This is a genomic window from Nocardioides sp. NPDC006303, from assembly GCF_040613175.1.
Taxonomy (GTDB): domain Bacteria; phylum Actinomycetota; class Actinomycetes; order Propionibacteriales; family Nocardioidaceae; genus Nocardioides.
In genome coordinates, this window is sequence record NZ_JBEXRR010000028.1 from 27,554 (window position 1) to 49,614 (window position 22,061).

A 22,061-nucleotide genomic window follows, 5' to 3' on the forward strand; every position below is an offset into this window, starting at 1 on the left:
TCAGTCTCCTCGGAGCTCGGCCGTCGACGCATCAGGCGCGACGGGTCGGAAGCGGATGCGGACCCCGGGCGGCAGCTGCCCGGCCAGGTCCAGGTCGCGGTCGATGACCGCGCCGATGATCGGGTAGCCGCCGGTGAGCGGGTGGTCCGGAAGGAACAGCACGGGCTGGCCGTCGGGTGGCACCTGGATCGCGCCTGTCACCGCCCCCTCGCTCGGCAGCTCGCCTGCGACGTCCCGCTCGAGCGGGACGGCGCCCTCGAGACGTACGCCGACCCGGTCGGAACGGGGCGTGACGGTCCACTCCTGCTCGACGAGGGTGCGTACGCCGGCCGGGGTGAACCAGTCCTCGCGCGGGCCGAGCACGATGCGCAGCTCGACCGTTTCGCCGGGTGCGGGCAGCGGGTCGGCGGGAGCGGGGTTCGGGTCCACCGCATGGGGTGCGGCCGCGGGCCCGTGCAGCGGCACGACGTCGCCCGTGCGCAGGGGCCGTCCGCCGAGGTCGCCGGGGCCGAGGCCCGCGAGAGTGTCGCTGGAGAGGCTGCCGAGCGCGGGCGGAAGATCCAGGCCGCCGCGCACCGCGATCACGGCGCGCAGGCCGGCGCTCACCGCGCCGAGACGCAGCTCCTCGCCGTCCTCGAGCGCGGTGGCGGCGCCGTGATCGACGGGGAGCGGCGGTCCGTCGGTGCGTACGATCGTCGTCTCGGCGGGGGCGCCCGCGACGGCCACGACCGCCGGGCCGGTGAAGCGCAGGACCGCACCGCCGCCGGCGAGCTCGAAACCTGCCGCTCCCGGAGCGTTCCCCACGGCGCGGTTCGCGGCCCGCAGGGCGCGGCGGTCGGCCGTTCCCGACGCGGAGACGCCGAGGGCAGCATGGCCGGGGCGGCCGAGGTCCTCGAGCACCAACTGCAGGCCGGGACGTACGACCTCGACTGCGAACGGATGCTCCGCGGCGTCGACCGAGGGAGCGGACGCTGTCACCGGGACCGACTCCCGCTCGATCCGCTCGAACCGCACGGTCATCCCGGGCGCGAGCAAAGCGGGCGGATCCCGGTGCAGATCCCACATCGGGGCGTCAGTACGCCCGATCAGCTGCCAGCCACCGGGGCTCTCGCGGGGGTAGACGCCCGAGAACGTCCCGGCCAGCCCCACCGAGCCGGCGGGGATCCGGGTGCGCGGAGAGGAGCGCCGCGGTACGTCGAAGAGCGGGTCGTCGCCCACGAGATAGCCGAAGCCGGGCGCGTAGCCGGTGAAGGCCACCCGCCAGGTCGCGGCCGCGTGGCGCGCAACGACCTGGTCGACGCTGACCCTGAGCAGGTCGGCGACCTCGTCGAGGTCCTGCCCGTCGTAGCGGACGCCGATGGTCACCGAACCGGTGGCAGGGAGGCCACCATGGACGGCTTCGACCCGACCCAGCTCCTTCGCGAGGCTCACCTCGTCGACCAGCGTCGGGTCGAACCGGACGAGCACCGTCCGGGCGGCGGGCACCAGCTCGACGACGCCGGTCGGCGGCGCGGCCACGAGCGCCGCGTGCAGCCGCATCGCGCCCTCGAGGTCGTCCTCCTCGACCAGCAGCGCCTGGTCCGATGCGATGAGAACGCGCCTCACGCCAGATACTCCGCATCCCGTACGTCGGTGATGAACATGTGACCGGGCGCGTGGGTGAGCGCGAACGGTGGGCGCGAGTCCATGATCGCGGCCTGCGGGGTGACCCCGCAGGCCCAGAACACCGGCACCTCGCCGTCGCGCACCTCCGGCGGGTCCCCGAACTCGGGAGCGGCGAGGTCGGCGATGCCGAGCGACGCCGGGTCACCGACATGCACCGGCGCACCGTGCACCGCCGGATAGCGCCCGGAGATGCGTACCGCATCGGCGACGCGATCAGCGGGGATCGGGCGCATCGAGACCACCATGTCGCCGCGCAGGCGCCCGGCGGGAGCGCACGGGCGCGACGTGCGGTACATCGGGACGTTGCGGCCGAGCTCCTGGTGACGGATCGGGATCTCGGCATCGGCCAGGCCCGACTCGAACGTGAAGCTGCAGCCGATCAGGAACGAGACCAGGTCGGGGTGCTCCTCCCACGCCGCGCTCGCGTCCGTGACCTCCTCGGTGAGCACACCACCACGCCAGATCCGGTACGCCGGGATGTCGGTGCGCAGGTCGGAGCCGGGCGCCAGGGTCGACTCGTAGGCGCCCGGGTCCAGCACCTCGAGCACCGGGCACGGCTTCGGGTTGCGCTGCGCGAAGAGCAGCACCTCGAACGCCCAGTCGGCCGGCACGGAGATCAGGTTCGCCTGCACCAGGCCGTGGGCGACGCCACTCGTCGGTGCGACCTCGCCCGCCCGGTAGGAGGTGCGCGCGGCGCGAGCCGCGGCGAGCTGGGTGATGCTCGCGGTCATGCCGCGGCTCCGGCGAACGGAGCGATCACGATGCCCTCGGCCTCGAGCAGGGCGCGGGTCGCGGCAGCCATCCGGATCGCCCCGTCGCTGTCGCCGTGCACGCAGATCGAGTCGGCGCGTACGGCGACGTGGGTGCCGTCGATCGCCTCGACCACACCCTCGCGCGCGAGCCGCAGCATGCGGGCCGCGACGGCGTCGGCGTCGTGCAGGACCGCACCGGGCTCGGCGCGCGAGACCAGCTCGCCGCCGGGCGTGTAGGCGCGGTCCGCGAAGGCCTCCGCGGCCGTCGAGAGCCCTGCATTCTCGGCGACCTCGAGCACGACGCCGCCCGCGAGCCCGAGCAGCACGAGGGACGGGTCGATCGCCTTGACCGCGGCGACCACGTCACGCGCCTGTCGCTCGTCGCGGGCGATCGTGTTGTAGAGCGCGCCGTGCGGCTTCACGTAGCGGACGGCGCCGCCGACCGACGAGGTCAGGCCGATCAGCGCGCCGAGCTGGTACTCGACATGTGCCTGCAGCGTCGCGGAGTCGATGTCCATGACGCGGCGTCCGAAGCCCTCGTAGTCGCGGTAGCCGGGGTGCGCGCCGATCGTGACGCCGTTGGCCACGGCGTCGGCGAGCGTCGTACGGATCCCTTCGGGGGTGCCGGCGTGGAACCCGCAGGCGACGTTGGCGCTCGAGACGATCGCGAGCATCGCCGCATCGTCCGCGACCACCCGGTCGGGTGCGTTCTCGCCGAGGTCGGAGTTCAGGTCGATGGTTGCTGCCATGTTGTTCATGGTGCTCACACTCCAATGCCGATGAAGGCGAAGATCGGGCGGATCGAGACGATGCCCATGTACCAGCTGAGCAGGGTCGCGATCGTCCCCAGGACCAGCAGCCACACCGGGTAGCGGTAGCCGCGGAGGACGTCGCGCTGACGGAACCAGCCGATGTACATGAAGATCGTCATGCCGATCGGGAGGATCAGACCGTTGAAGCCGCCGACGAAGACCAGGATAGCCGCGGGTGCGGCGCCGATCAGCAGGTAGAGGACGAGGGAGACCACGATGAAGGCGACGGTCGCGAGCTGCAGCGGCCACCCGGCTCCGAGCTTCTTCGAGAACGTCGAGATGAAGGTGGCCGAGGTGTAGGCGGCGCCGATGACCGAGGTGATCGCCGCGGCCCAGAAGATCGCGCCGAAGATGCGGATGCCCGCGTCACCGAGCACGGCGCCGAACGCCTGACCGGCAGGGTTGGCCGCCTGGCCCGAGAAGTCGAGGGTGACGCCGGAGGCCACGACACCGAGGATCGCGAGGAAGAGTACGTAGCGCATGATCCCGGTGACGAGGATGCCGCTCATCGAGGCGCGGTGCACGGCCGGGACGTGCTCGGGGCCGGTCAGGCCGGAGTCGAGGTAGCGGTGGGCACCCGCGTAGGTGATGTAGCCGCCGACGGTGCCGCCCACGATCGTGGTGATCGTCGCGAAGTTGAGCGTGTCGGGCACGAAGGTCTGGCGCAGCGCGTCGCCGACCGGAGGCTGCGACGCGATCGCGACGAAGAGCGTCAGCCCGATCATCAGCAGACCGAGCACGAGCACGACCATGTCGACGACGCGGCCTGCCCGCTTGTACATGAAGATGCCGATGGCGAGCAGCGCCGAGAGCAGGCCGCCGACCTTCGGCTCGATGCCCAGCAGAGCGTTCAGACCGAGACCGGCACCCGCGATGTTGCCGATGTTGAACGCCAGGCCACCGATCACGATGAGCGTCGCCAGCAGATGACCGGAGTACGGCACCGCCTCGTTCGCCAGGTCGCCGGCCCGTTTGCCGGCGACGGTGATCATGCGCCACACGTTCATCTGCAGCGCGAAGTCGATCAGGATCGAGGCCAGGATCGCGAAGGCGAACGCCGCGCCGAGCTGCGCGGTGAAGGTCGCGGTCTGGGTGATGAAGCCGGGGCCGATGGCCGAGGTGGCCATCAGGAAGATGGCGCCGAGGATGGGTCCTCGGCGGGAACGGGCGAAGCTCTTCGCGCGCTCGGCGCTGGTCGTCTCGGTCATGGGGGACTCCTGCCATCGCTGTGTGGCTGGCACCACACTCTCTTGTGTAGTACAAGATGGCATAGATTGTTCTACAACAACACCCACCGTTGTTAAAATGGTGTTTCGATTGTCCGCGGATGCGATTCCCCTAGGATGCGGTCATGCCCGATGTCGAGGACACCCTGACGAACGCCCTGCGCCGGCGGATCATCGACGGCGAGTTCGCGCCCGGCACCCGGCTGTCGGAGATCTCCCTGGCCGAGAAGCTCGGGGTCTCGCGCAACACCCTTCGTGAGGCGTTCCGCGTGCTGGCCGAGCAGGGCCTCATCGAGCACGTGCCCCATCGCGGGGTCTCGGTCGCCTCCCCCACCGTGGCGGACGTCGTCGACATCTATCGGGCACGGCGATATGTCGAGCCCGCCGCCCTGGCCGCGGGCTCCCCGCTGCATCCCGCGGTGACGGCCATGCGCGAGGCAGTGGACCTGGGCGAGACCAGCCTCGAGGCGCGCGACTGGCGCACGGTCGGCACCGCCAACATGGCGTTCCACGACGCCATCGTCGCCCTCGCCGACAGCCCGCGCCTGGAGCGCCTGTTCCGCGACATCGCCGCTGAGCTGCGGCTCGCGTTCCTCGAGATCGACAACCCCGAGGCGCTGCACGCACCGTTCGTCACACGCAACCGCTCCCTGCTCGAGACCTTCCTCGAGCAGGGAGGACCTGCGGCCGCTGAGGAGCTACGCGACTACCTCATCCTCTCCGAGCAGACCGTGCTCGGAGCGTTCACGCGACTGCGCCGCGGCTAAGCGATAGGCGCTCGAAGGCTGCCGGTGAGGTCAGGCGCTCTTGAGGTGCCGGAGTCGGGCCACCGCATCGGCACCAACCCTGCGGTGCGGCCCTTCGGGAAGGGTCTCGAGATGGCCCTCCAGGGCATCGACGACCGCCACGGAGACGGTCTCCGGGGCTCGTTCGATCAGTTCGATCAAGGACGTCAGGTATTCACCTGCGTCGATATCGTCCGCGATGACCTCGAGCACATCAGCGGGGATGGACGGCAGTGCCTCCATCAGCACGCCATAGGCGAAGTCCTCGACGTTCATGACAACCATGCTAGCCCTCACTGTCCACGGGATAGGCGTTCCAGATCTCGGGTGGCTCCATGTCGTCCCGCACCTGCACGCGGACGAGTTGACCGTCGACAACCCGCTCGAAGCGAATCTTGTCGCCGAGACGCGTCGGCGGACGGTCGGGGTCTGCGAGTGCGAGGTCTACCGCAGCGATGATCTGAACTGCACTCCAGTCAGCGGGAAACTTAGACTTCCTGGGCCACTCCCGTTCGGACTCGGACGTGGCTTGGTGCCGCTCGAGGATGTGGGCGCTCATCCACGCTGAGATATGTGGGCGCTCCGACGGACGGAGCGGCACACTCGTGCCGTCCGTCATCGTCGGGTAGCTCCATCTCACGCACAGGAACGGTAGTCCGGGCCACCGACATTCTCGGTCACCTCGAGTCCAGTCGCTGCAAGCCGGTCATGTCGGCGTACAACCGACACGACGTTCGTCCGCCTCACGCGCTAGCCAGAGCTCGCAGCCGCTCGTCGCGGGGCCAGGCGCCGGCCCACACGAGGACCGCGGTGGCGATGGCGAAGACGGTATTGAAGGCCGGCTGCCCGAAGACCAGATTCACCGTGACCGCGCCGCCGAGGTAGGCGGTGATCAGGATCGTCCCCATCGCCCGGGTGGCCGGGACGTGGTAGGCGACCAGCGACAGGCCGAGGACGACACCGCATACGACGGGGAACCAGCCCGGAGCGCCGATCTTGTCGTTGAAGTCCATGACGGGCTCGACCTGTAGCAGGTGCGTGACGATGTCGAAGCCGAGGAACAGGGTGACCAGGACGGTGATGACCCAGCCGGCTCGTTGTGCGTTGGTGCTCATCTCGATCTCCTCAGGGGTGGGTGGTGTTGCTCTTACCCACGCGTCGAGCGTGCACCGTCGATCTCGACATCCCTCTTCACTTTTTCTCGAGAGCAGCGGCGGCGACCTTCAGATCGGCGACCAGACCGTCGTACGTCGCCTGCCTCTCGTCCTCCGCCCTGAGGACGGCGGAGGGGTGGGTCGTCGCGAGGACCCAGGGGTCGAGGGTCTCCGTGGCGATGGGCTCGGGCCAGTCGAGGAGGTGGCCGCGTGCCTCGCCGACGCGGAAGGACGAGCCGTACAGCGCCTTGCCGGCGGTGCCGCCGAGCAGGACGACGCCGCTGGGACGTACCAGATCCAGCTCCGCCGCCAGCCACGGGGCGCAGGCGCCGACCTGCTTGCTCGTGGGTGACTGGTGGATGCGGCGCTTGCCCGAGAGTCGGTGGCGGAAGTGCTTGACGACGTTCGTCGTGTACGTCTCCTCCGGCTCGATCCCGGCATCGGCGAGCGCCTCGTGGAGGATGCCGCCCGCCGGACCGACGAAAGGCTCGCCCTCGCGGTCCTCGCGGTCACCGGGCTGCTCACCGAGCAGCATCAGCGGGGCGGGCGTACGCCCCTCGCCCATCACGCCCTGGGTCGCGTCGCGGTAGAGCTCGCAGCCGCGGCACTCCTGGACCGCGCTTCGCAGATCGGACAGCGTTGGCGACTTCGGCACCCACTCCGCGGCACTCACGCGGCACTCACGGCGCGAGCGGGTCGTGGCCGACGTTCATCAGACGACGCCGCCACTGCGCATCGCCCGCGGTCGGCTCCCACTCGCCGGTGTCCCCGCCGCGCAGGTCGGTGACCTTGTCGACGACGCGCCGCATCACGTCCACGTCGTCCGGGGTCACGTCGGCCCGGCGCTTGCCGAGGATGTCGGCCACCCGGTGGCCGAGCTCGCTGCCGGCTCGGTCCGGTTCGGTCTCGGTCGTCTCCCCCGCGCCTTGCACTGCGAGCCACTGCCGCAGGTCCCGCGAGGTCATGTTCACCGCGCGATGGAAGTTCTCCCAGAGCCTGTCGTCGACGATCGTCTCGGCCATCTCGTGCCTCCTACCTGATCGACTGCTCCGATCCGGTACCCAGCGCAGCGGCCGAACACACGGGGCGTCACCCCAGGAGAGCCTGGGCCTCCGGAGAGTCGTAGAAGCTCGAGAGCCGGCGGCGGATCAGCTGCTCGAGGACGCCGGCCTCGGCGAGCGCCTCGATCACCGGCGGGCCGAAGCGGAGCGCCTCCTCGACCAGGTCGTCGCGGCCCAGTCCCCACTCCTCCAGCAGCCGGTCGAGGGTGAAGCTTCCATAGGTGTCGAAGAAGAAGTCGACACCCGTGTCGACCAGGGCCTGCAGGTATTCGGAGTCCCGGACGTCGAGCCAGACCTGGTAGAGCCCGACGAAGAGCGCGACCAGCTGCTCGTCATCGACCAGATCGGCGAGCTCGCGCACCGGACGGGTCGCGAGCGCGTCCCAGACCTCCAGGAGCGCGTCGTGCACCTCCTCGTCGGTGACCGAGCTCGCGGCGGTGTCGCTGAGGTAGCCGAGCAGCGCGCCGGCGCCCCGCTCCGCGAGCTCGCGAGCGCTCTGGTCGACGGCCGCGCCGACCGGGGTGCCCTTCACCGTGTCCGCCATCCGGCCGGCGACTCGTTCGGCGATCGAGAAGCCGAGCGAGCCGCCCGGAAGGTTGTCGGCGAGCCTTCGTCCCGTGTCTACGGCACCCCTGGCCGTGCCGCGCATCAAGGTGCCGACGCCGGCCTGGATCCCGGAGTTGTCGGCAAGGCTGCGCAGGACCTGCTGGCGCAACGTACGCATCTCGACCAGGGCCTCGACGAGCTCGGCGATCCGGGGCCGGCTGACCACCTTGCCCAGCGGTGTGTCGTTGGCGGGATGCGCCTTGAGCCTCGTCGCGAGCGCCCCGGCGACCTCCGGGATCGCACCCGGGAGCCGGAAAGTGCTGACGTACTTCAGCGCGACCTCCTTGATCAGGTCGCGAGGCATCACCTGGTCGAGCGTCAGCTCACTGGCAGCGCGCAGCGCGAAGTCGATCTCGCCGGTGACGAGATCGAGGAAGCGTACGCCGCGCATCGCCGCCATCTCATGGGCGACATGTGCGTCGAGGAGTCGTCGAGCGAGATCCGGCTCAGTCATGGACGACATTGTCCACGGCCGAGACCGCTCAACGAATCATTCCCACTCGATGGTGCCGGGAGGCTTCGAGGTGATGTCGACGGTGACGCGGTTGATTTCGCTCACCTCGTTGGTGATCCGGGTCGAGATGCGCTCCATTACCTCGTAGGGCAGCCGGGCCCAGTCAGCGGTCATCGCGTCCTCGGAGGTGACCGGGCGGAGCACGACGGGGTGACCGTAGGTGCGGCCGTCGCCCTGGACGCCGACCGAGCGGACGTCGGCGAGCAGCACGACCGGCATCTGCCAGATGTCGCGGTCGAGACCGGCGAGGGTCATCTCCTCGCGGGCGATCGCGTCGGCCTCGCGCAGGATGTCGAGCCGCTCCTTGGTGACCTCGCCGATGATGCGGATGCCCAGGCCGGGGCCGGGGAACGGCTGGCGCTGGACGATCTCGTCGGGCAGGCCGAGCTGGGAGCCGACGGCGCGTACCTCGTCCTTGAAGAGCTCACGCAGCGGCTCGACCAGCTCGAACTCGAGGTCCTCGGGGAGGCCGCCGACGTTGTGGTGGGACTTGATGTTGGAGGTGCCGGCACCGCCACCCGACTCGACGACGTCGGGGTAGAGGGTGCCCTGGACGAGGAAGGCGACCTTCTCGTCGCTGTCACCCAGGATCTCGACCTCGGCACGCTCGAAGCAGCGGATGAACTCGCGGCCGATGATCTTGCGCTTCTCCTCCGGGTCGGTGACCCCGGCGAGCGCGTCGAGGAACTCCTTCTCGGCGTCGACGATCTTCAGCTCGGCGCCGGTCGACTCCCGGAACGCCTTCTCGATCGCGACCGACTCGTTCTTCCGCATCAGACCGTGGTCGACGTAGACGCAGGTCAGACGGTCACCGATCGCCTTGGCGACGATGGCTGCGGCGACCGCGGAGTCGACGCCACCCGAGAGCGCGCAGATCGCGCGGTGGTCACCGATCTGCTCGCGGACCCGCTCGATCTGGTCCTCGGCGATGTTGCCGATGGTCCAGGTCTGGCGCGCGCCGGCGATGTCCCACAGGAAGTGCTCGAGCACCTTCTGCCCGTGCTCGGAGTGGAGCACCTCGGGGTGCCACTGCACGCCCGCGAGCTGCTTCTCGACGTTCTCGAAGGCCGCCACCGGGGTGTCCGCGGTGCTCGCGAGAACGGTGAAGCCCTCGGGCGCCTCGGAGACCGAGTCGCCGTGCGACATCCACACGTTGTGGGCCGGCGGGATGTCCTTGAGCAGCGTGCCGGAGACACCGACGGTGACCGGCGTGCGGCCGTACTCCCGCGCCCCGTTGTCGTCGACGGTCCCGCCTAGGCCCTGGGCCATCAGCTGGAATCCGTAGCACATCCCGAACACCGGGGTGCCCGCGGTGAACAGGGTGTTGTCGATCGCGGGAGCACCCTCGGCGTACACGCTCGAGGGGCCGCCGGAGAGGATGATCGCCTTCGGGTTCTTGGCGAGCATCTCCTCGACCGGCATCGAGTGCGGCACGATCTCGGAGTAGACCTTCGCCTCACGTACACGGCGGGCGATCAACTGCGCATACTGCGCGCCGAAGTCCACCACGAGAACCAGATCGTGCTCTTCCGCCCCAGGAGCCTGCGTCATGCACGAATCCTAACGACGACGTACGTTGCCCGCGAAATGCACCAGGGCCCGACCGGGGAGGGAGGTGGTCGGGCCCTGATTGCCCGAGGCAAAGTTGTCCCGGACGAAAGACCCGGCATGTATTAGGGAGGGAGCAATCCCGGGTCTGATCACTCCAACGAACTCTCTTAACCACGGTTACGGGTCAACTAAAAACTTCCTGCCAGAAAATTCCTACGCAGCTCGTGTCACCTAGGCAACAGGTTGGTCAACGTACGTCAACGATGGGCAGCTGCAGGGCACCCGGCGCGCTCGCGGGCACCGCGGGCGAGGCCGGCCTGACGGGCTGGATCCGTGCATAGCCCGCACCCAGCTCCGGCCGCGGGTCGGCCTGGTCCTTGTTGGGCCAGAACGCCATCGCCCGCTCGGCCTGTGCGGTGATCGTCAGCGACGGGTTCACGCCCAGGTTGGCGGAGATCGCGGAGCCGTCCACGACGTGCAGGCCGTCGTAGCCGTAGAGCCGCTGGTAGGGGTCGATCACGCCGGTGTCCGCCGAGTCGCCGATGGTGCAGCCGCCGATGAAGTGGGCGGTCATCGGCTTGTTGAACGGCTCCCCGATCGTGCCGCCGGCATACCCCGGCTTCTCGCCCGAGCTCATCACCCCGGCCATCTTCCGCACGGCGTCGAGGCCGGCGGGGATCCAGGTCGGGTTGGGCTTGCCGTGGCCCTGCTTCGACGACATCCGCCACCCGAAGATCGTGCGCTTCGGGAAGGTCGTGATCGAGTTGTCCAGCGCCTGCATGACCAGCGCGATGACAGTGCGCTCGGACCAGTGCTTGAAGTCGTAGAACGTACGCAGCGACCGCCGCTGCAGCCACATCTCCTTGAGCCACCGGCGGAGGCGATGGGGACCACCTTCGGTGAGCACCGTCTGCATCGCCGCGATCGCGTTGCTGCCGTGCCCGTAGCGGACCGGCTCGATGTGGGTGTGCTCGTCGGGGTGCCACGAGGAGGTGATCGCCACGCCCTCGGTGTAGTCGATGGCGGTGTCCGGGGCGATCGCGCCCAGGATCGACTCGGAGTTGGTGCGGGTCAACTCACCCAGGCGCGGCGAGATCTGCGGGAGGTCGCCGGTGCGCTTGAGCTTGTGAAGCAGCTTCTGGGTGCCGAGCGAGGCCGCCGAGAAGATCACCTGGTCGGCGGTGAACCGCTTCGTGCGGCCGATGCCCAGCTTGGCCTTGGTGGAGCGGGTCTCGATGACGTACCCGCTTCCGGTCTTGGCCGGGTAGACGCGCGTCACCGTGGTCAGCGGGTGCACCTCGGCGCCGTTCTTCTCGGCCAGGTAGAGGTAGTTCTTGACCAGGGTGTTCTTCGCGTTGTGGCGGCAGCCGGTCATGCACTCGCCGCAGTTGGTGCACGTACGCCGGTCGGGGCCCTCCCCACCGAAGTAGGGGTCGGCCACCTCCTGCCCGGCCACATGGGCCGGGCCACCGAAGAAGACGCCGACCGGCGCCTTGTGGAAGGTGTCACCGCGCCCGGCCTCGGCCGCGACCTTCTGCATGACCTCGTCGGCAGGGGTCAGGTGGGGGTAGAGCGTGACGCCGAGCATCCGCTTGGCCTGCTCGTAGTAGGGGGCGAGCTCGTCCTTCCAGTCGGTGATGTGGCTCCAGGAAGGGTCTTCGTAGAACGGGTCGAGCGGCTCGTAGAGGGTGTTGGCGTAGACCAGCGAGCCGCCGCCGACCCCGGCGCCGGCCATGATGACCGCGTCCTTGACCATGTCGATGCGCTGGATTCCGTAGCAGCCGATCGCCGGCGCCCAGAGGTATTTGCGCAGGTCGAAGGAGGTGTTGGGCAGCTCGTCGTCGCTGAACCGGCGACCCGCCTCGACCACTCCGACGGAGTAGCCCTTCTCGGTCAGGCGCAGCGCGCTGACCGATCCACCGAAGCCCGACCCGATGACGAGTACGTCGTAGTGGCTCTTGCTCATGCGCGGCCCAGCGACTTCAGCACGCGCAGCGAGGCGGTCATGAACTTGGCGTACGCCTGGTCGCTCATCCCGAACTGCGGGGCGAAGCGCAGGATGGCCTGGGAGGCGACCGACTGGGTCTCGGTGTAGCGCAGGATGCCGTCGACACCCTGGCGACGGCCCTGGCCGGACTCGCGCATGCCGCCCATCGGGGCGTCGATGCTCGCGAAGGTGGCGCCGAAGGCCTCGTTGATGTTGATCGTGCCGCACTTGATCTGCCGGGCGATGCGGCGGGCGCGGGAGGTGTCGCGGCTGTAGATCGAGCCGTTGAGGCCGTACTCGCCGTCGTTGGCGCGCTCGATCGCCTCCTCCTCGCTGTGGAAGCGGTAGATCGAGACGACCGGGCCGAAGGTCTCGTTGCCGAAACAGGTCATCTCCGGGGTGACGCCCTCGAGGATGGTCGGCTCGAAGAAGAACGGCGCGAGGTCGGGACGAGCCTTGCCGCCGGTGAGCACGCGGGCCCCCTTCGACACGGCGTCCTCGACGTGGGCGGTGGCGGTGTCGACCTGGGCCTGCGAGATCAGGGTGCCCATGTCGTTCTCCCACCCGAGAGTGGCACCGAGGGTCATCGCCTGGGTGCGCGCGACGAAGCGCTCCACGAACCGGTCGTAGACCTTGTCGTCGACGAAGAGCCGCTCGACGCTCACGCACAGCTGGCCGGAGTTGGAGAAGACCGCGCGGGTCGCGCCCTCGGCGGCCTTCTCGATGTCGGCGTCCTTCAGGATCAGCATCGGGTTCTTGCCACCGAGCTCGAGGCTGGCACCGATCAGGCGCTCCGCGGCCTGCTTGGCGACGAGCTTGCCGGTGTTGGTCGAGCCGGTGAAGCAGACGTAGTCGGCGCGCTGGATGATGCTGGTGCCGATCTTCGAGCCCGGGCCGGCGACGACGGTCCACAGGTTCTCCGGGAGCCCGGCCTCGGCCAGCAGCTCGGCGCCGAGGAGCGCGCTGAGCATGGTCTGCGAGTCCGGCTTGATGACGACCGCGTTGCCCGCGGCGATCGCGGCCAGACCGTCGCAGAGCGCCATCGTGAACGGGTAGTTCCACGGACTGATGATGCCGACGACGCCCTTGGGGACGTGGTTGAGCTCGACCCGGGTGAGCACGGGGATGACGCCGAGCTTGCGCTCGGTGTCGAGGATCTTGCTGCTCCGGCGCCCGTAGTAGCGGGCGGTCAGCGCGATGTGCAGCGGCTCGTCGAAGGCGTGCTTGCGGGCCTTGCCCGACTCCAGCACGATCAGGTCGAGGATCTCGGCCTGCCGATCGAGGACCAGGTCGTGCAGCTTGATCAGGATGCGCTCGCGCTCGGCGACCGGGGTCGCGGCCCACTTCTCCTGCGCGACCCGGGCCTTGGCGAAGGCCGCGGCGACATCGTCATCGCTCGACTGCGGGATGTGCGCCAGCGGCGCCCCGTTGAGCGGACTGATGACCTCTCGGGACTCCCCCGTGGTCGCCACGACGCGGCCGGTCAGGCGGGCGACGTAGTCAGGCTCGAGGGCCAGGGACGCCGTGGCGTCGTGCTCAGGATCGAGCGGGCCCTCGACGATCGGGCCGCCGGAAGAGGTCGGGTTCGATGCGCTCATGTACCGAGAGTATGTGACGGGCGTCTCGGAAGCCAGACAGGCGTCCCACTAACTCACGATGCGAACGTCGGCGGCCCACCACAGATAGTCGTGCTGCTCGGCCGGGAGGTCGATCACGACGCGGTCCACGGGCAGCCGGTCGAGCGCATGCACGGTGCACTCCTCCGCCGGAGCGGCTCGGTAGAGGTAGGCGTCCAACGGCCATTTCGTACGCAGCCACTCGTCCAGCCGCTCGGCGATCGATGCGGTGAGCCCGGGCTCTCGGTCCTGGCGGAGCCAGTAGCTGACCCGGGCGGTGGACCCACCTGCGTACCTGAGCAGGGTCTGGGCGTCGGCGCCCATCGCCTCGAGGTAGGGGAACAGGGGCTGCACGTAGAGACAGCCGAGGGAGGAGGTGCCCTCGGGGTCGAGGAAGAGGTAGGTGAAGGCCCGTTTCGCCTGGTGGTCGGACCAGTGCCGGATCACCAGCGGCAGGTTGTCGTCGCTGCCGAAGCCTTCGAGCGGCCACCTGCCACAGCTGTGGTCGCGGATCACGTCCGGGCTGGCCAGGTAGGCCTCGGTGTCCAGGTCGAGCAGCTCGGGACGCAGCGGCGCGAGCACGAAATCGTCGGTGGCCAGCGGCTCGGGGGGATCAGCGACCAAGAACATGGAGTCAGATTGCTACGTCAACCGGTTGCTCCGCCACGGCAATTCAGACGAGGTCTTCCACCTCTAGCCGCGCACGGTCTGCCTCCTCGTCGGTGACCTGCAGCTGGGAGCGGCGTTCGGCCTCGATGCGGCGCAGGTAGTGGTCGATCTCCTCCTTGGCGCGCTGCTCGTCCCAGCCGAGCTCGTCGGCCATGATCTTGGCGACCCCTGGGGCAGCGCTCACGCCGCGGTCGAAGGTCTCCATCGAGATCCGGGTGCGACGCTCGAGCACGTCGTCGAGGTGGCGGGCGCCCTCGTTGTTGACGGCGTAGACGACCTCGGCGGCCAGGTAGTCCTCGGCGCCTTCCAGGGGCAGCGCGAGCGGGCGGCGCTCCTGGATCAGGTCGAGCACGTCGTCGATCAGGCCGCCGTGACGGCCCAGGAGGTGGTCGATCCGGGCGACGTGGAGGCCGGAGCGACGAGCGAGCAGGACCCGCTGGTTGGAGCGGGTCTCGAAGCCCTCGGCCCCGACCAGCCGCACCTTGTCGGTGATCGAGTCGCGCAGGGTCATGTTGGTGGTCGTGCCGAGCGAGTGGGCCGCGGCGTCGACGGCGTCCTTGGCCATCACCCGGTAGGTGGTCAGCTTTCCGCCGGCGATCAGCACCAGACCCGGCAGCGGCGTGACCACGGTGTGCTCGCGGCTGAGAGCGGCGGTCTGGTCGGACTCGCCGGTCAGCAGCGGGCGGAGCCCGGCGTACACGCCCTCGACGTCCTCGAGGTCGAGCGGCACGCGCAGGATCGCGTTGACGTGCTCCAGGACGTACTCGATGTCGGTCTTGGAGGCCGCCGGGTGGGCGAGGTCGTAGGTCCACGGGGTGTCGGTGGTGCCGATGATCCAGTGGCGGCCCCACGGGATCACGAAGAGGACCGACTTCTCGGTGCGGACGATGAAGCCCGACTCGGAACGGATCCGGTCACGCGGGACGACGAGGTGGATGCCCTTGGACGCCTTGACGTGCAGGGCCCCGCGGCCGCCGACCATCGCCTGGATCTCGTCGGTCCAGACCCCGGCGGCGTTGACGACCGTCTTGGCCCGGATGACCAGGTCCTGGTCGTGCTCGAGGTCGCGGGCCCGGACCCCGACGACCCGCTCGCCCTCGCGCAGGAACCCGGTCACCTGGACGCGGGTCGCGATGTGGGCGCCGTGGGAGGCGGCGGTACGGGCGATCGTCATGACGAGGCGGGCGTCGTCGACCTGGGCGTCGTAGTACTGGATCGCGCCGGTGATCGCGTCGGTGCGGAAGTCGGGAGCGATCCGGGCGACGCCCCGGCGGGTGAGGTGCCTGTGGCGCGGCAGGCCGGAGTTGCCCATCCCGGAGAGCGGCCCGAAGCTCGCCATCCCGTCGTAGAGCGCCAGGCCGGCGCCGATGTAGGCGCGCTCCCACACGGGGTTGGTCAGCGGGTAGAGGAACGGCACCGGCCGGACCAGGTGCGGCGCGAGGGTGTTGAGCAGCAGACCGCGCTCCTGGAGCGCCTCGCGGACCAGCTCGAAGTCGAGCATCTCGAGGTAGCGGAGTCCGCCGTGGACGAGCTTCGAGCTGCGCGAGCTCGTTCCCGAGGCCAGGTCGCGCTGCTCGACCAGGCCCGTGCTCAGGCCTCTGGTGACCGCGTCCAGCGCCACCCCGGCGCCGGTCACACCCCCACCGACGACGAGTACGTCGAGCTCGGTCTCCCCCGCGGCACCGACCATCGTGCCGATCGCGAGGTCGCGGCTGTGTGGACTCAGTGCCCCTGTACGAGTCATACGTTCGAAGTTAACTCACCACGTCGAATTGTCACTTCTGGCGCGCGAGAAATTCACCGGCGCCGCTTGATACGTCACGCAACCGTCACAGACGGGCTTCACAGACGGGCGGCGCTGACGAGGGTGGCGAGGCGGTCGGGAGGCATCGGCTCCTCGACGACGACCATCTTGTCGCCGTCGGCGTGGATCATCGGACGTACGCCGTTGGGCTCCGGGGGCGCAGTCGCGATGGCCACGTGGGTGATGCGGCCGCCGGGGTCCTGGGCGAAGAAGTAGAGGTCGCCTTCCGTGACGTCGTCGAGGTCGATCGGCTCGAGCGCGGCGGCCTGGTCGCGGGCGTCTCGCGGGAGACGTATGCCAATGGCCTCCGCGGCTCGGAAGATCAGGCCCGAGCAGTCGATGCCGGCGTCGGTGGTGCCGCCCCAGACGTAGGGGACGCCGAGATAGCTCCGAGCCTTGTCGAGCATCGTGGCCACGGGCGAGGCGAGAGCGGCCGTCGGCAGCCAGCCGGGATAGCCCCGCTCGTCCTTCGTCGAGGAGTGGGAGGGGACGACGACGTACGTCCAGTCCCCCTGTGTCTTCAGGACGACGAGCTCCTCGCCGGGGACGACCTCGGTCTCGTGCTCGGCGTCGTCGGCGGGCTCGGCCACGACGAAGGTGGGCTGGTTCACGGTGGTCATGCGTGGACTCCTTCGATGCCGAGGCCGGGGGCGTCGGGGAACAGGATGCGGGGGCCGTCGTAGCCGATGCCACCGATATACGGACTGATCTTCGCCCACCAGCCCGCGTCGAGATCCTGCTCGCCGGGGATGCCTGCCGCCGCGACCAGGGCCGCGGCCGCGCCGATGCCGAGGTGCGACTCCATCATGCAGCCGACAAGGCGGCCGAGGCCGTGGCTCTTGGCGATGTCCAGCAGCTCGATCGCGGGCGTCAGGCCGCCACACTTGGCCAGCTTGATGTTGACCGCGTCCGCCGCGCCGGCCCGGATGACGGCGACGAGGTCCTCGAGGTCGAAGACCGACTCGTCGGCCAGGATCTTGTAGGGCTGGTGACGCCGGACGTACGCCATCGCCTCCAGGTCACGCCGGGCGACCGGCTGCTCGACGAACTCGAGCTCGACATCCTCGTCGGCCAGGGTCGTCAGCACCGCCACCGCCTCGTCCGCACGCCAGCCGGTGTTGGCGTCGAGCCGGAGTACGCACCCCGGCGCCGCCTCGCGGACCGCGAGCACCCGCGCGGCATCGCCCGCGGCATCGGTCCCGACCTTGATCTTGAGCGTCGTGAACCCGTCTCGCGCTCGGGCTGCCGCTGCCTCCGCCAGCTCGTCGGGGGTGCCTACGGAGAGGGTCATGTCGGTGGTGAGGTGCGTTGGAATACCCGGTTCACCGGGTATTCCTGCACTTCTCTGGCGTTGCATTGCCCGAGAAGTGCAGGAAAAGCCTGAGCGGTGTGACGCAAGGGACGCCAGATGCTCGCTCATCGAAACCCCTGCCCGCCGGGCGAGAAGATCATGAAGCGCGATGTCGGCGGCCATCTTGGCCGACCGGTTGCCGACGACCGCGCCCTGGATCAGGCCTGCCGAGGTCAGATCGGCGGCGGCATCGACCAGCACGTCGGAGATGGGACCCTCGAGCGCCGCGGACGACCCAGCGAGCGAGTCGCCGGTGACCCTCCAGACCTGCGGCGCCTCACCCCACCCGATGCAACCGTCGGAATCCTCGACGGTGACGACGACCGTCTCCGCGAACTCCGTACGCCGCAGGGCGGTCACGAAGGGGGTGTGCAGCGGCACCCGGACCCGCTGAGTGCGCACCGCGACGACGTGCGGGCATGTCACAGGGTCGACCACAGATAGCGCGCGACCTCGCTGATCCGGAACTCCGACTCGTCGTCGTCCAGGCCGGTCGTGAGCACGACCATCACCTGCGGTTCACCCTCCGCAGGCCGGATGATCGCCATGTCGTGGCGTACGCCGTCGATCCAGCCGGTCTTGTTGCCGACGACCGCGTCCTCAGGCACGCCGAGCGGGATCGCGTCGCGATACTCCTGGGCGACCAGGATCCCCTCGAGCTCGGCGGTCGACTCGGGCGACAGCAGCCGGCCGGAGGCGAGCTTGGTGAGCAGCTTGCCCATGTCGTTGGCGGTCACCAGGTTCTGCAGCCCGGCCTCGCGCGCGGGCGCGTCCTCGATCCCCCGCGAGACCGTCGTCATCGGCGTCACGCCGGCGTCGGCGAGCACTGCGGCGACCTCCTCGAGCCCGACCCGCTCGAGCACGAGGTTGACGGCCAGGTTGCCGGAGACGGTCAGGGAGCGGCGTACGAGATCACCCAGCGGCAGCGGAGACCCGACCGCCGCCCAGGTGTCGGGGTCCTGGTCCTCGGCAGGGTCCATCTCGAAACGCGACCCGACGACGGCGGAGTCGAAGTCGGGATGCACCGTGATCGGCTCGTCCAGAGACAGCAGCCCGCGGTCGCGCAGCCGATAGGCCGCGATCGCGACGGGCACCTTCATCAGGCTTGCCGCATAGTGCTGCTGGTTGACGTTCTGGGCCTGGGTCGGGATGCCGTCGAGGCCGCTGAGCCAGGTCGAGACCAAAGGTTCCACGTCGGTGAGACTAGTCGGTCCGGTCGAGCTCCTGCCGGATACGGTTCACGTCGTCGATCCAGGCGTCGACGTCCGAGGCACGCGTGGCGTACTCCTCGGCCACATCGGGCTCGAGCGAGATCCAGAACTGCGAGCTCTGCCCAGCATCCCAGACGGCGTCGGCGACCTCCTCGGCGGTGAGCGCGCCCTCGGCCGACCGGAAACCCGGGAGTCCGGAGGAACGCTCGAGCATCGCCGTCTTCACGCTGCGCGCGACGATCGCCTGAGCAACCACGCCCTGGTGCCGGTAGGTGGCGGCGAGCCACTCGGCGAAGGCGATCTCGGCGTGCTCGGTGGCCGCGTAGGACGGCGAGCCGAGCAGCGTGAGGAGACCCGCGGAGGAGGAGGTGACCACGAACCGGCCCGCACCGCGGGCGACCCACTCGGGCAGCAGCAGCCGCGCGGCGCGTACGTGGGCGAGGACGTTGACCTCGTACGAGGTCATCCAGGCGTGGTCGGAGGCCTCGAGGCCGCGGCCGCGTTCGACTCCCGCGTTGCCGTACCAGGCGTCGATCTTGCCGAGCTCCTCCCGGGCAGCGTCCACGAGCGCTGCGGTGCCGGCGGCCGAGGCGGCGTCGCCGGGGACCGCAAGGGCACCGATCGAGTCGGCCACCGAGCGGAGCTCGGCGTCGTCGATGTCGGCAACGACGACGCGACACCCCTCCGCTGCGAACCGCATGGCCAGGGCTTTCCCGATCCCTCGGGCTGCTCCGGTCACAACCACCCCGCTCCCGGGTGCGAGTACGTTCACGGACCGACCACCTCCAGTGGCGTTAGTGAGGGTTAATCACTGTAACCGAGGCCGGTCCGTGAACGTGCGGCAACCTACTGATCAGTATCAGGTGGTTCCGGATTACTCGCCCGTGGTCACTCCGGGATGCCCGACGAGGGCGGGGCGTCCGAGGCGGCGCTGTCGTCCTCCTCGATGGCGGCGTCGCCGATGTCGGTGACGAGGACCGGCGTGAGCGGCTCAGAGGCACCGTTCTTGATCTCGACCACGCTCATCCCGGAGATGCCCATGTGGGAGTCCTCGGAGAACCGGAACGGAGCCAGCCCGGGCCCTTCGAAGGAGGAACCCTCCTTCTCGATGGTCTCCACGATCGACTCGCGGGTGAGGTCCTTGCCGTTGGCCTGCAGCGCCTGGACGAAGGTGTAGGCCTGCGACATGCCGTAGATCCGGTAGTTGGTCAGCTTCTCCGAGCCCTTCTTGGAGTACTCGTCCCAGACCTTCTGCCACAGCTTGACCCACTCGTCGTCAGGAGCGTCGACGCCGGGGATGTACTCGGTCGTCATCATCCCGTCCATCAGCTTCACGCCCTGCTCGGCCGGGATCTTGCCCTTGGTCATCGAGGCCAGCAGGCCGCCGACGAGCGCGGGGTCCGAGCCGACGTTCGAGTAGAACCACTTCGACTTGAAGCCGACGCCCTGCGCGGCGATCTGGCTCAGCGCGGTGTAGGACGGCGTGTTGAAACCGATCACCAGGTCGACGCCCTTGGACTTGAACGAGGACATCTGCGGAGAGAAGTCGGTCGACCCACCCGGCGTGTACTTCTGTACGTCGACGATCTGGGCGTCGAGGAACTGACGCGCGCCCTTCTCGCCGTCCTCGCCGAAGTCGTCGTCCTGCAGGAAGAGGCCGACCTTGGCGTCGGGCATGTTCTCCTTGACGTACTGACCGATGACCTTGCCCTCGATCTCGTAGTCCGGCTGCCAGCCGAACGTCATCGGCGAGCCGGCCGGGTCGTCGCCCCACTGCAGCGAGCCGCTGGAGACGAAGAGGTCGGGGATGCCGTCGTCGTTGAGGCGCTGTACGACCGCGCGGTGCGTGGGGGTGCCGAGGCCACCGACCATCGCGAAGATCTCGTCCTGCAGGATCATGTCGTTGGTGACGGCGCTGGTGTTGGTCGGGTTGTAGGCGTCGTCCTTGACGACCATCTCGATGTCCCGGCCGTGGACGCCACCGTTGTCGTTGACGTACTCATAGAACGCCTGATGGCCGGAGGGGATCTCCGAGTAGCCGGGCGCGGCCGGGCCGGTCAGCGGGAAGTGCGCACCGACCTTGATCGAGGTGTCGGTGACGCCGACCGCCGATCCGTCCTCGGACGGCCTTTCCTGCCCCGCACCACAGGCCGCGAGGAGCGAGGCAGTGGTGAGGACACAGACGACCTGTACGGCTCTGCGTGCAGTGGTTCTCATGTTGTCTTCTCCTTGGTTGACCCGAGAGATGCGCGCGATTTGAAAGTGCTGAGGCTGCCGACGATCCCTGCCGGAGCGAGGAGGATGACGAGCATCAGCACCAGCCCGTAGACCACCGGGGTGACCTCTGCGGCCTGGGTTGCGCTGAGCCCGACCGACTCCCCGAGATCGGTGGCGAAATGAGGAAGAAAGGCGAGTACGCCGGCCCCGATGAGCGCTCCGGTCAGGCTGCCGAGCCCGCCCAGGACGACCGCGGCCAGGAGCGTCAGCGAGAGCGTGATCGTGAACGCGCCCGGCGCCGTGAGACGTACGTTCATGGCCATCAGCCCGCCGGCGAGCCCGGCAGCCATGGCGCTGACGGTGAAGGCGACCACGCGGGCTCGGCCCAGGTGGATGCCGGCCAGCTCGGCGGAGACGTCGTCGTCCCGCACCGCACGCCAGCGACGACCGATCCGCGAGCGGCTCAGGTTGGCGAGCGCCACGAACGTGATCGCGAGGAGTAGCCAGCCGAGGTAGGCGAGGAAGGAGTACTGGTCGATCTCGACGGCGGTGAAGAACCAGACCAGATCCTGGATCCAGGCCGGGAGGTCGGTCGCGCGGGGCACCGGCACCTGAAGTCCCTGCTCGCCGCCGAGGACCTCCCACTGGTTGGCCAGCCGGGGCACCGCCACGGCCAGCGTCAGGGTCGCGCCGGCGATGTAGGGCCCGTGCAGCCGCGCCGCCGGGACCCCGACCACCACCCCGACCACGGCACAGACCGCGATCGCGACGAGCAGGGCGACGAAGACGTCGGCCAGGGTCTCGCCGCCGGTGCGCTCGAGCACCAGGGTGGCGGCGTACGCCCCGACGGCCATGAGCGCGCCGTGGCCCAGCGAGAGCTGGCCGGAGAGGCCGGTCAGGAGCGTGAGACCGCCGGCGGCGATGGCGAAGTAGGCCATCTCGGCGTAGCGGGTCTGGAGATATTGGCTCGAGCTGCCGATCACGGCCATCGCGACCACGAAGGCGATCAGGGCCACGATGAGGTGACGTGCCAGCGGCACCGAGGTCACCGGACGGACGAGTGAACGCAGACGTTCCATG

At 69.3% G+C, this 22,061-nt stretch carries 22 protein-coding genes and 1 pseudogene; 1 reads left to right on the forward strand and 22 read right to left on the reverse strand.

The features are described from left to right. From ABZY89_RS20020 to ABZY89_RS20040, 5 genes and pseudogenes are all read right to left on the reverse strand, one after another. Positions 1-1,020, reverse strand: coding sequence for a biotin-dependent carboxyltransferase family protein (locus tag ABZY89_RS20020; protein ID WP_355230086.1), 1,020 nt, complete (start codon positions 1,018-1,020; stop codon positions 1-3). Then, positions 994-1,605: pseudogene (locus tag ABZY89_RS20025) on the reverse strand (allophanate hydrolase subunit 1); the annotation flags it as partial. The gene ABZY89_RS20020 and the pseudogene ABZY89_RS20025, both read right to left, overlap by 27 nt. Beyond that, a complete protein-coding gene (locus tag ABZY89_RS20030) occupies positions 1,602-2,396 on the reverse strand; it encodes a putative hydro-lyase (RefSeq protein ID WP_355230012.1) in 795 nt (264 codons plus the stop codon). The gene ABZY89_RS20030 and the pseudogene ABZY89_RS20025, both read right to left, overlap by 4 nt. After that, positions 2,393-3,166, reverse strand: a complete 774-nt coding sequence (locus ABZY89_RS20035; RefSeq protein WP_355230013.1) for a 5-oxoprolinase subunit PxpA — start codon at positions 3,164-3,166, stop codon at positions 2,393-2,395. Before ABZY89_RS20035 ends, ABZY89_RS20030 begins: the two co-directional genes overlap by 4 nt. A 14-nt stretch (positions 3,167-3,180) precedes the next feature. Next, a complete protein-coding gene (locus ABZY89_RS20040) occupies positions 3,181-4,437 on the reverse strand; it encodes an NRAMP family divalent metal transporter (RefSeq protein ID WP_355230014.1) in 1,257 nt (418 codons plus the stop codon). A gap of 143 nt (positions 4,438-4,580) precedes the next feature. On the opposite strand from ABZY89_RS20040, the gene ABZY89_RS20045 reads away from it, so the two are divergent. After that, positions 4,581-5,222, forward strand: coding sequence for a GntR family transcriptional regulator (locus tag ABZY89_RS20045; RefSeq protein ID WP_355230016.1), 642 nt, complete (start codon positions 4,581-4,583; stop codon positions 5,220-5,222). Between the two features lie 30 nt (positions 5,223-5,252). Here the strand turns inward: ABZY89_RS20045 and ABZY89_RS20050 are convergent, their stop codons facing one another. From ABZY89_RS20050 to ABZY89_RS20130, 17 genes are all read right to left on the reverse strand, one after another. Next, the gene (locus ABZY89_RS20050) at positions 5,253-5,516 is read right to left on the reverse strand and encodes a hypothetical protein (RefSeq protein WP_328527302.1); all 264 of its coding nucleotides are present in this window, start codon (positions 5,514-5,516) and stop codon (positions 5,253-5,255) included. A gap of 10 nt (positions 5,517-5,526) precedes the next feature. Continuing rightward, positions 5,527-5,799 carry an EndoU domain-containing protein gene (locus tag ABZY89_RS20055; protein ID WP_328527303.1) on the reverse strand — a complete coding sequence of 91 codons (273 nt, stop codon included), beginning with the start codon at positions 5,797-5,799 and terminating at the stop codon, positions 5,527-5,529. A 184-nt stretch (positions 5,800-5,983) separates the two neighbouring features. Beyond that, positions 5,984-6,355, reverse strand: coding sequence for a DoxX family protein (locus ABZY89_RS20060; protein ID WP_355230018.1), 372 nt, complete (start codon positions 6,353-6,355; stop codon positions 5,984-5,986). Between the two features lie 76 nt (positions 6,356-6,431). Beyond that, positions 6,432-7,067, reverse strand: coding sequence for a UdgX family uracil-DNA binding protein (locus tag ABZY89_RS20065; protein WP_355230020.1), 636 nt, complete (start codon positions 7,065-7,067; stop codon positions 6,432-6,434). Between the two features lie 7 nt (positions 7,068-7,074). Continuing rightward, positions 7,075-7,416: a DUF3140 domain-containing protein gene (locus ABZY89_RS20070; RefSeq protein ID WP_355020758.1), complete on the reverse strand. Its 342-nt coding sequence runs from the start codon at positions 7,414-7,416 to the stop codon at positions 7,075-7,077. A gap of 67 nt (positions 7,417-7,483) precedes the next feature. After that, on the reverse strand, positions 7,484-8,515 hold the full coding sequence (locus ABZY89_RS20075; protein WP_355230022.1) for a hypothetical protein: 1,032 nt from the start codon (positions 8,513-8,515) through the stop codon (positions 7,484-7,486). 36 nt (positions 8,516-8,551) lie between these two features. Continuing rightward, positions 8,552-10,126, reverse strand: a complete 1,575-nt coding sequence (guaA, locus tag ABZY89_RS20080; RefSeq protein ID WP_350665591.1) for a glutamine-hydrolyzing GMP synthase — start codon at positions 10,124-10,126, stop codon at positions 8,552-8,554. A 247-nt stretch (positions 10,127-10,373) separates the two neighbouring features. Further along, a complete protein-coding gene (locus ABZY89_RS20085) occupies positions 10,374-12,092 on the reverse strand; it encodes a GMC family oxidoreductase (protein ID WP_355230023.1) in 1,719 nt (572 codons plus the stop codon). Beyond that, on the reverse strand, positions 12,089-13,711 hold the full coding sequence (locus tag ABZY89_RS20090) for a succinic semialdehyde dehydrogenase (RefSeq protein WP_355230024.1): 1,623 nt from the start codon (positions 13,709-13,711) through the stop codon (positions 12,089-12,091). Before ABZY89_RS20090 ends, ABZY89_RS20085 begins: the two co-directional genes overlap by 4 nt. 48 nt (positions 13,712-13,759) lie before the next feature. Further along, positions 13,760-14,359: a hypothetical protein gene (locus ABZY89_RS20095; RefSeq protein ID WP_355020754.1), complete on the reverse strand. Its 600-nt coding sequence runs from the start codon at positions 14,357-14,359 to the stop codon at positions 13,760-13,762. Positions 14,360-14,402: 43 nt separating this feature from the next. Continuing rightward, the gene (locus ABZY89_RS20100; RefSeq protein WP_355020753.1) at positions 14,403-16,142 is read right to left on the reverse strand and encodes a glycerol-3-phosphate dehydrogenase/oxidase; all 1,740 of its coding nucleotides are present in this window, start codon (positions 16,140-16,142) and stop codon (positions 14,403-14,405) included. A gap of 98 nt (positions 16,143-16,240) precedes the next feature. Next, entirely contained in the window at positions 16,241-16,822 is a 582-nt protein-coding gene (locus tag ABZY89_RS20105) for a C40 family peptidase (RefSeq protein WP_355230026.1), read from the reverse strand. Further along, entirely contained in the window at positions 16,819-17,979 is a 1,161-nt protein-coding gene (locus tag ABZY89_RS20110) for a dipeptide epimerase (protein WP_355230027.1), read from the reverse strand. Before ABZY89_RS20110 ends, ABZY89_RS20105 begins: the two co-directional genes overlap by 4 nt. Further along, positions 17,976-18,746 carry a serine hydrolase gene (locus tag ABZY89_RS20115; RefSeq protein ID WP_355230028.1) on the reverse strand — a complete coding sequence of 257 codons (771 nt, stop codon included), beginning with the start codon at positions 18,744-18,746 and terminating at the stop codon, positions 17,976-17,978. Before ABZY89_RS20115 ends, ABZY89_RS20110 begins: the two co-directional genes overlap by 4 nt. A gap of 10 nt (positions 18,747-18,756) precedes the next feature. Further along, positions 18,757-19,536 carry an SDR family NAD(P)-dependent oxidoreductase gene (locus ABZY89_RS20120; protein WP_355230030.1) on the reverse strand — a complete coding sequence of 260 codons (780 nt, stop codon included), beginning with the start codon at positions 19,534-19,536 and terminating at the stop codon, positions 18,757-18,759. A 116-nt stretch (positions 19,537-19,652) separates the two neighbouring features. Beyond that, positions 19,653-20,981: an ABC transporter substrate-binding protein gene (locus ABZY89_RS20125; protein WP_355230032.1), complete on the reverse strand. Its 1,329-nt coding sequence runs from the start codon at positions 20,979-20,981 to the stop codon at positions 19,653-19,655. Continuing rightward, on the reverse strand, positions 20,978-22,060 hold the full coding sequence (locus ABZY89_RS20130) for a branched-chain amino acid ABC transporter permease (protein WP_355230033.1): 1,083 nt from the start codon (positions 22,058-22,060) through the stop codon (positions 20,978-20,980). The genes ABZY89_RS20125 and ABZY89_RS20130 overlap by 4 nt, the downstream gene beginning before the upstream one ends. Position 22,061 lies beyond the last annotated feature (1 nt).

Coding starts and splice junctions, on each gene's coding strand:
- ABZY89_RS20125 (WP_355230032.1), bottom strand. CDS start 20,981: ATGAGAACCACTGCACGCAGAGCCGTACAGGTCGTCTGTGTCCTCACC.
- ABZY89_RS20090 (WP_355230024.1), bottom strand. CDS start 13,711: ATGAGCGCATCGAACCCGACCTCTTCCGGCGGCCCGATCGTCGAGGGC.
- ABZY89_RS20130 (WP_355230033.1), bottom strand. CDS start 22,060: ATGGAACGTCTGCGTTCACTCGTCCGTCCGGTGACCTCGGTGCCGCTG.
- ABZY89_RS20070 (WP_355020758.1), bottom strand. CDS start 7,416: ATGGCCGAGACGATCGTCGACGACAGGCTCTGGGAGAACTTCCATCGC.
- ABZY89_RS20050 (WP_328527302.1), bottom strand. CDS start 5,516: ATGAACGTCGAGGACTTCGCCTATGGCGTGCTGATGGAGGCACTGCCG.
- ABZY89_RS20020 (WP_355230086.1), bottom strand. CDS start 1,020: ATGACCGTGCGGTTCGAGCGGATCGAGCGGGAGTCGGTCCCGGTGACA.
- ABZY89_RS20040 (WP_355230014.1), bottom strand. CDS start 4,437: ATGACCGAGACGACCAGCGCCGAGCGCGCGAAGAGCTTCGCCCGTTCC.
- ABZY89_RS20045 (WP_355230016.1), top strand. CDS start 4,581: ATGCCCGATGTCGAGGACACCCTGACGAACGCCCTGCGCCGGCGGATC.
- ABZY89_RS20085 (WP_355230023.1), bottom strand. CDS start 12,092: ATGAGCAAGAGCCACTACGACGTACTCGTCATCGGGTCGGGCTTCGGT.
- ABZY89_RS20100 (WP_355020753.1), bottom strand. CDS start 16,142: ATGACTCGTACAGGGGCACTGAGTCCACACAGCCGCGACCTCGCGATC.
- ABZY89_RS20060 (WP_355230018.1), bottom strand. CDS start 6,355: ATGAGCACCAACGCACAACGAGCCGGCTGGGTCATCACCGTCCTGGTC.
- ABZY89_RS20095 (WP_355020754.1), bottom strand. CDS start 14,359: ATGTTCTTGGTCGCTGATCCCCCCGAGCCGCTGGCCACCGACGATTTC.
- ABZY89_RS20035 (WP_355230013.1), bottom strand. CDS start 3,166: ATGGCAGCAACCATCGACCTGAACTCCGACCTCGGCGAGAACGCACCC.
- ABZY89_RS20055 (WP_328527303.1), bottom strand. CDS start 5,799: ATGAGCGCCCACATCCTCGAGCGGCACCAAGCCACGTCCGAGTCCGAA.
- ABZY89_RS20105 (WP_355230026.1), bottom strand. CDS start 16,822: ATGACCACCGTGAACCAGCCCACCTTCGTCGTGGCCGAGCCCGCCGAC.
- ABZY89_RS20030 (WP_355230012.1), bottom strand. CDS start 2,396: ATGACCGCGAGCATCACCCAGCTCGCCGCGGCTCGCGCCGCGCGCACC.
- guaA (WP_350665591.1), bottom strand. CDS start 10,126: ATGACGCAGGCTCCTGGGGCGGAAGAGCACGATCTGGTTCTCGTGGTG.
- ABZY89_RS20075 (WP_355230022.1), bottom strand. CDS start 8,515: ATGACTGAGCCGGATCTCGCTCGACGACTCCTCGACGCACATGTCGCC.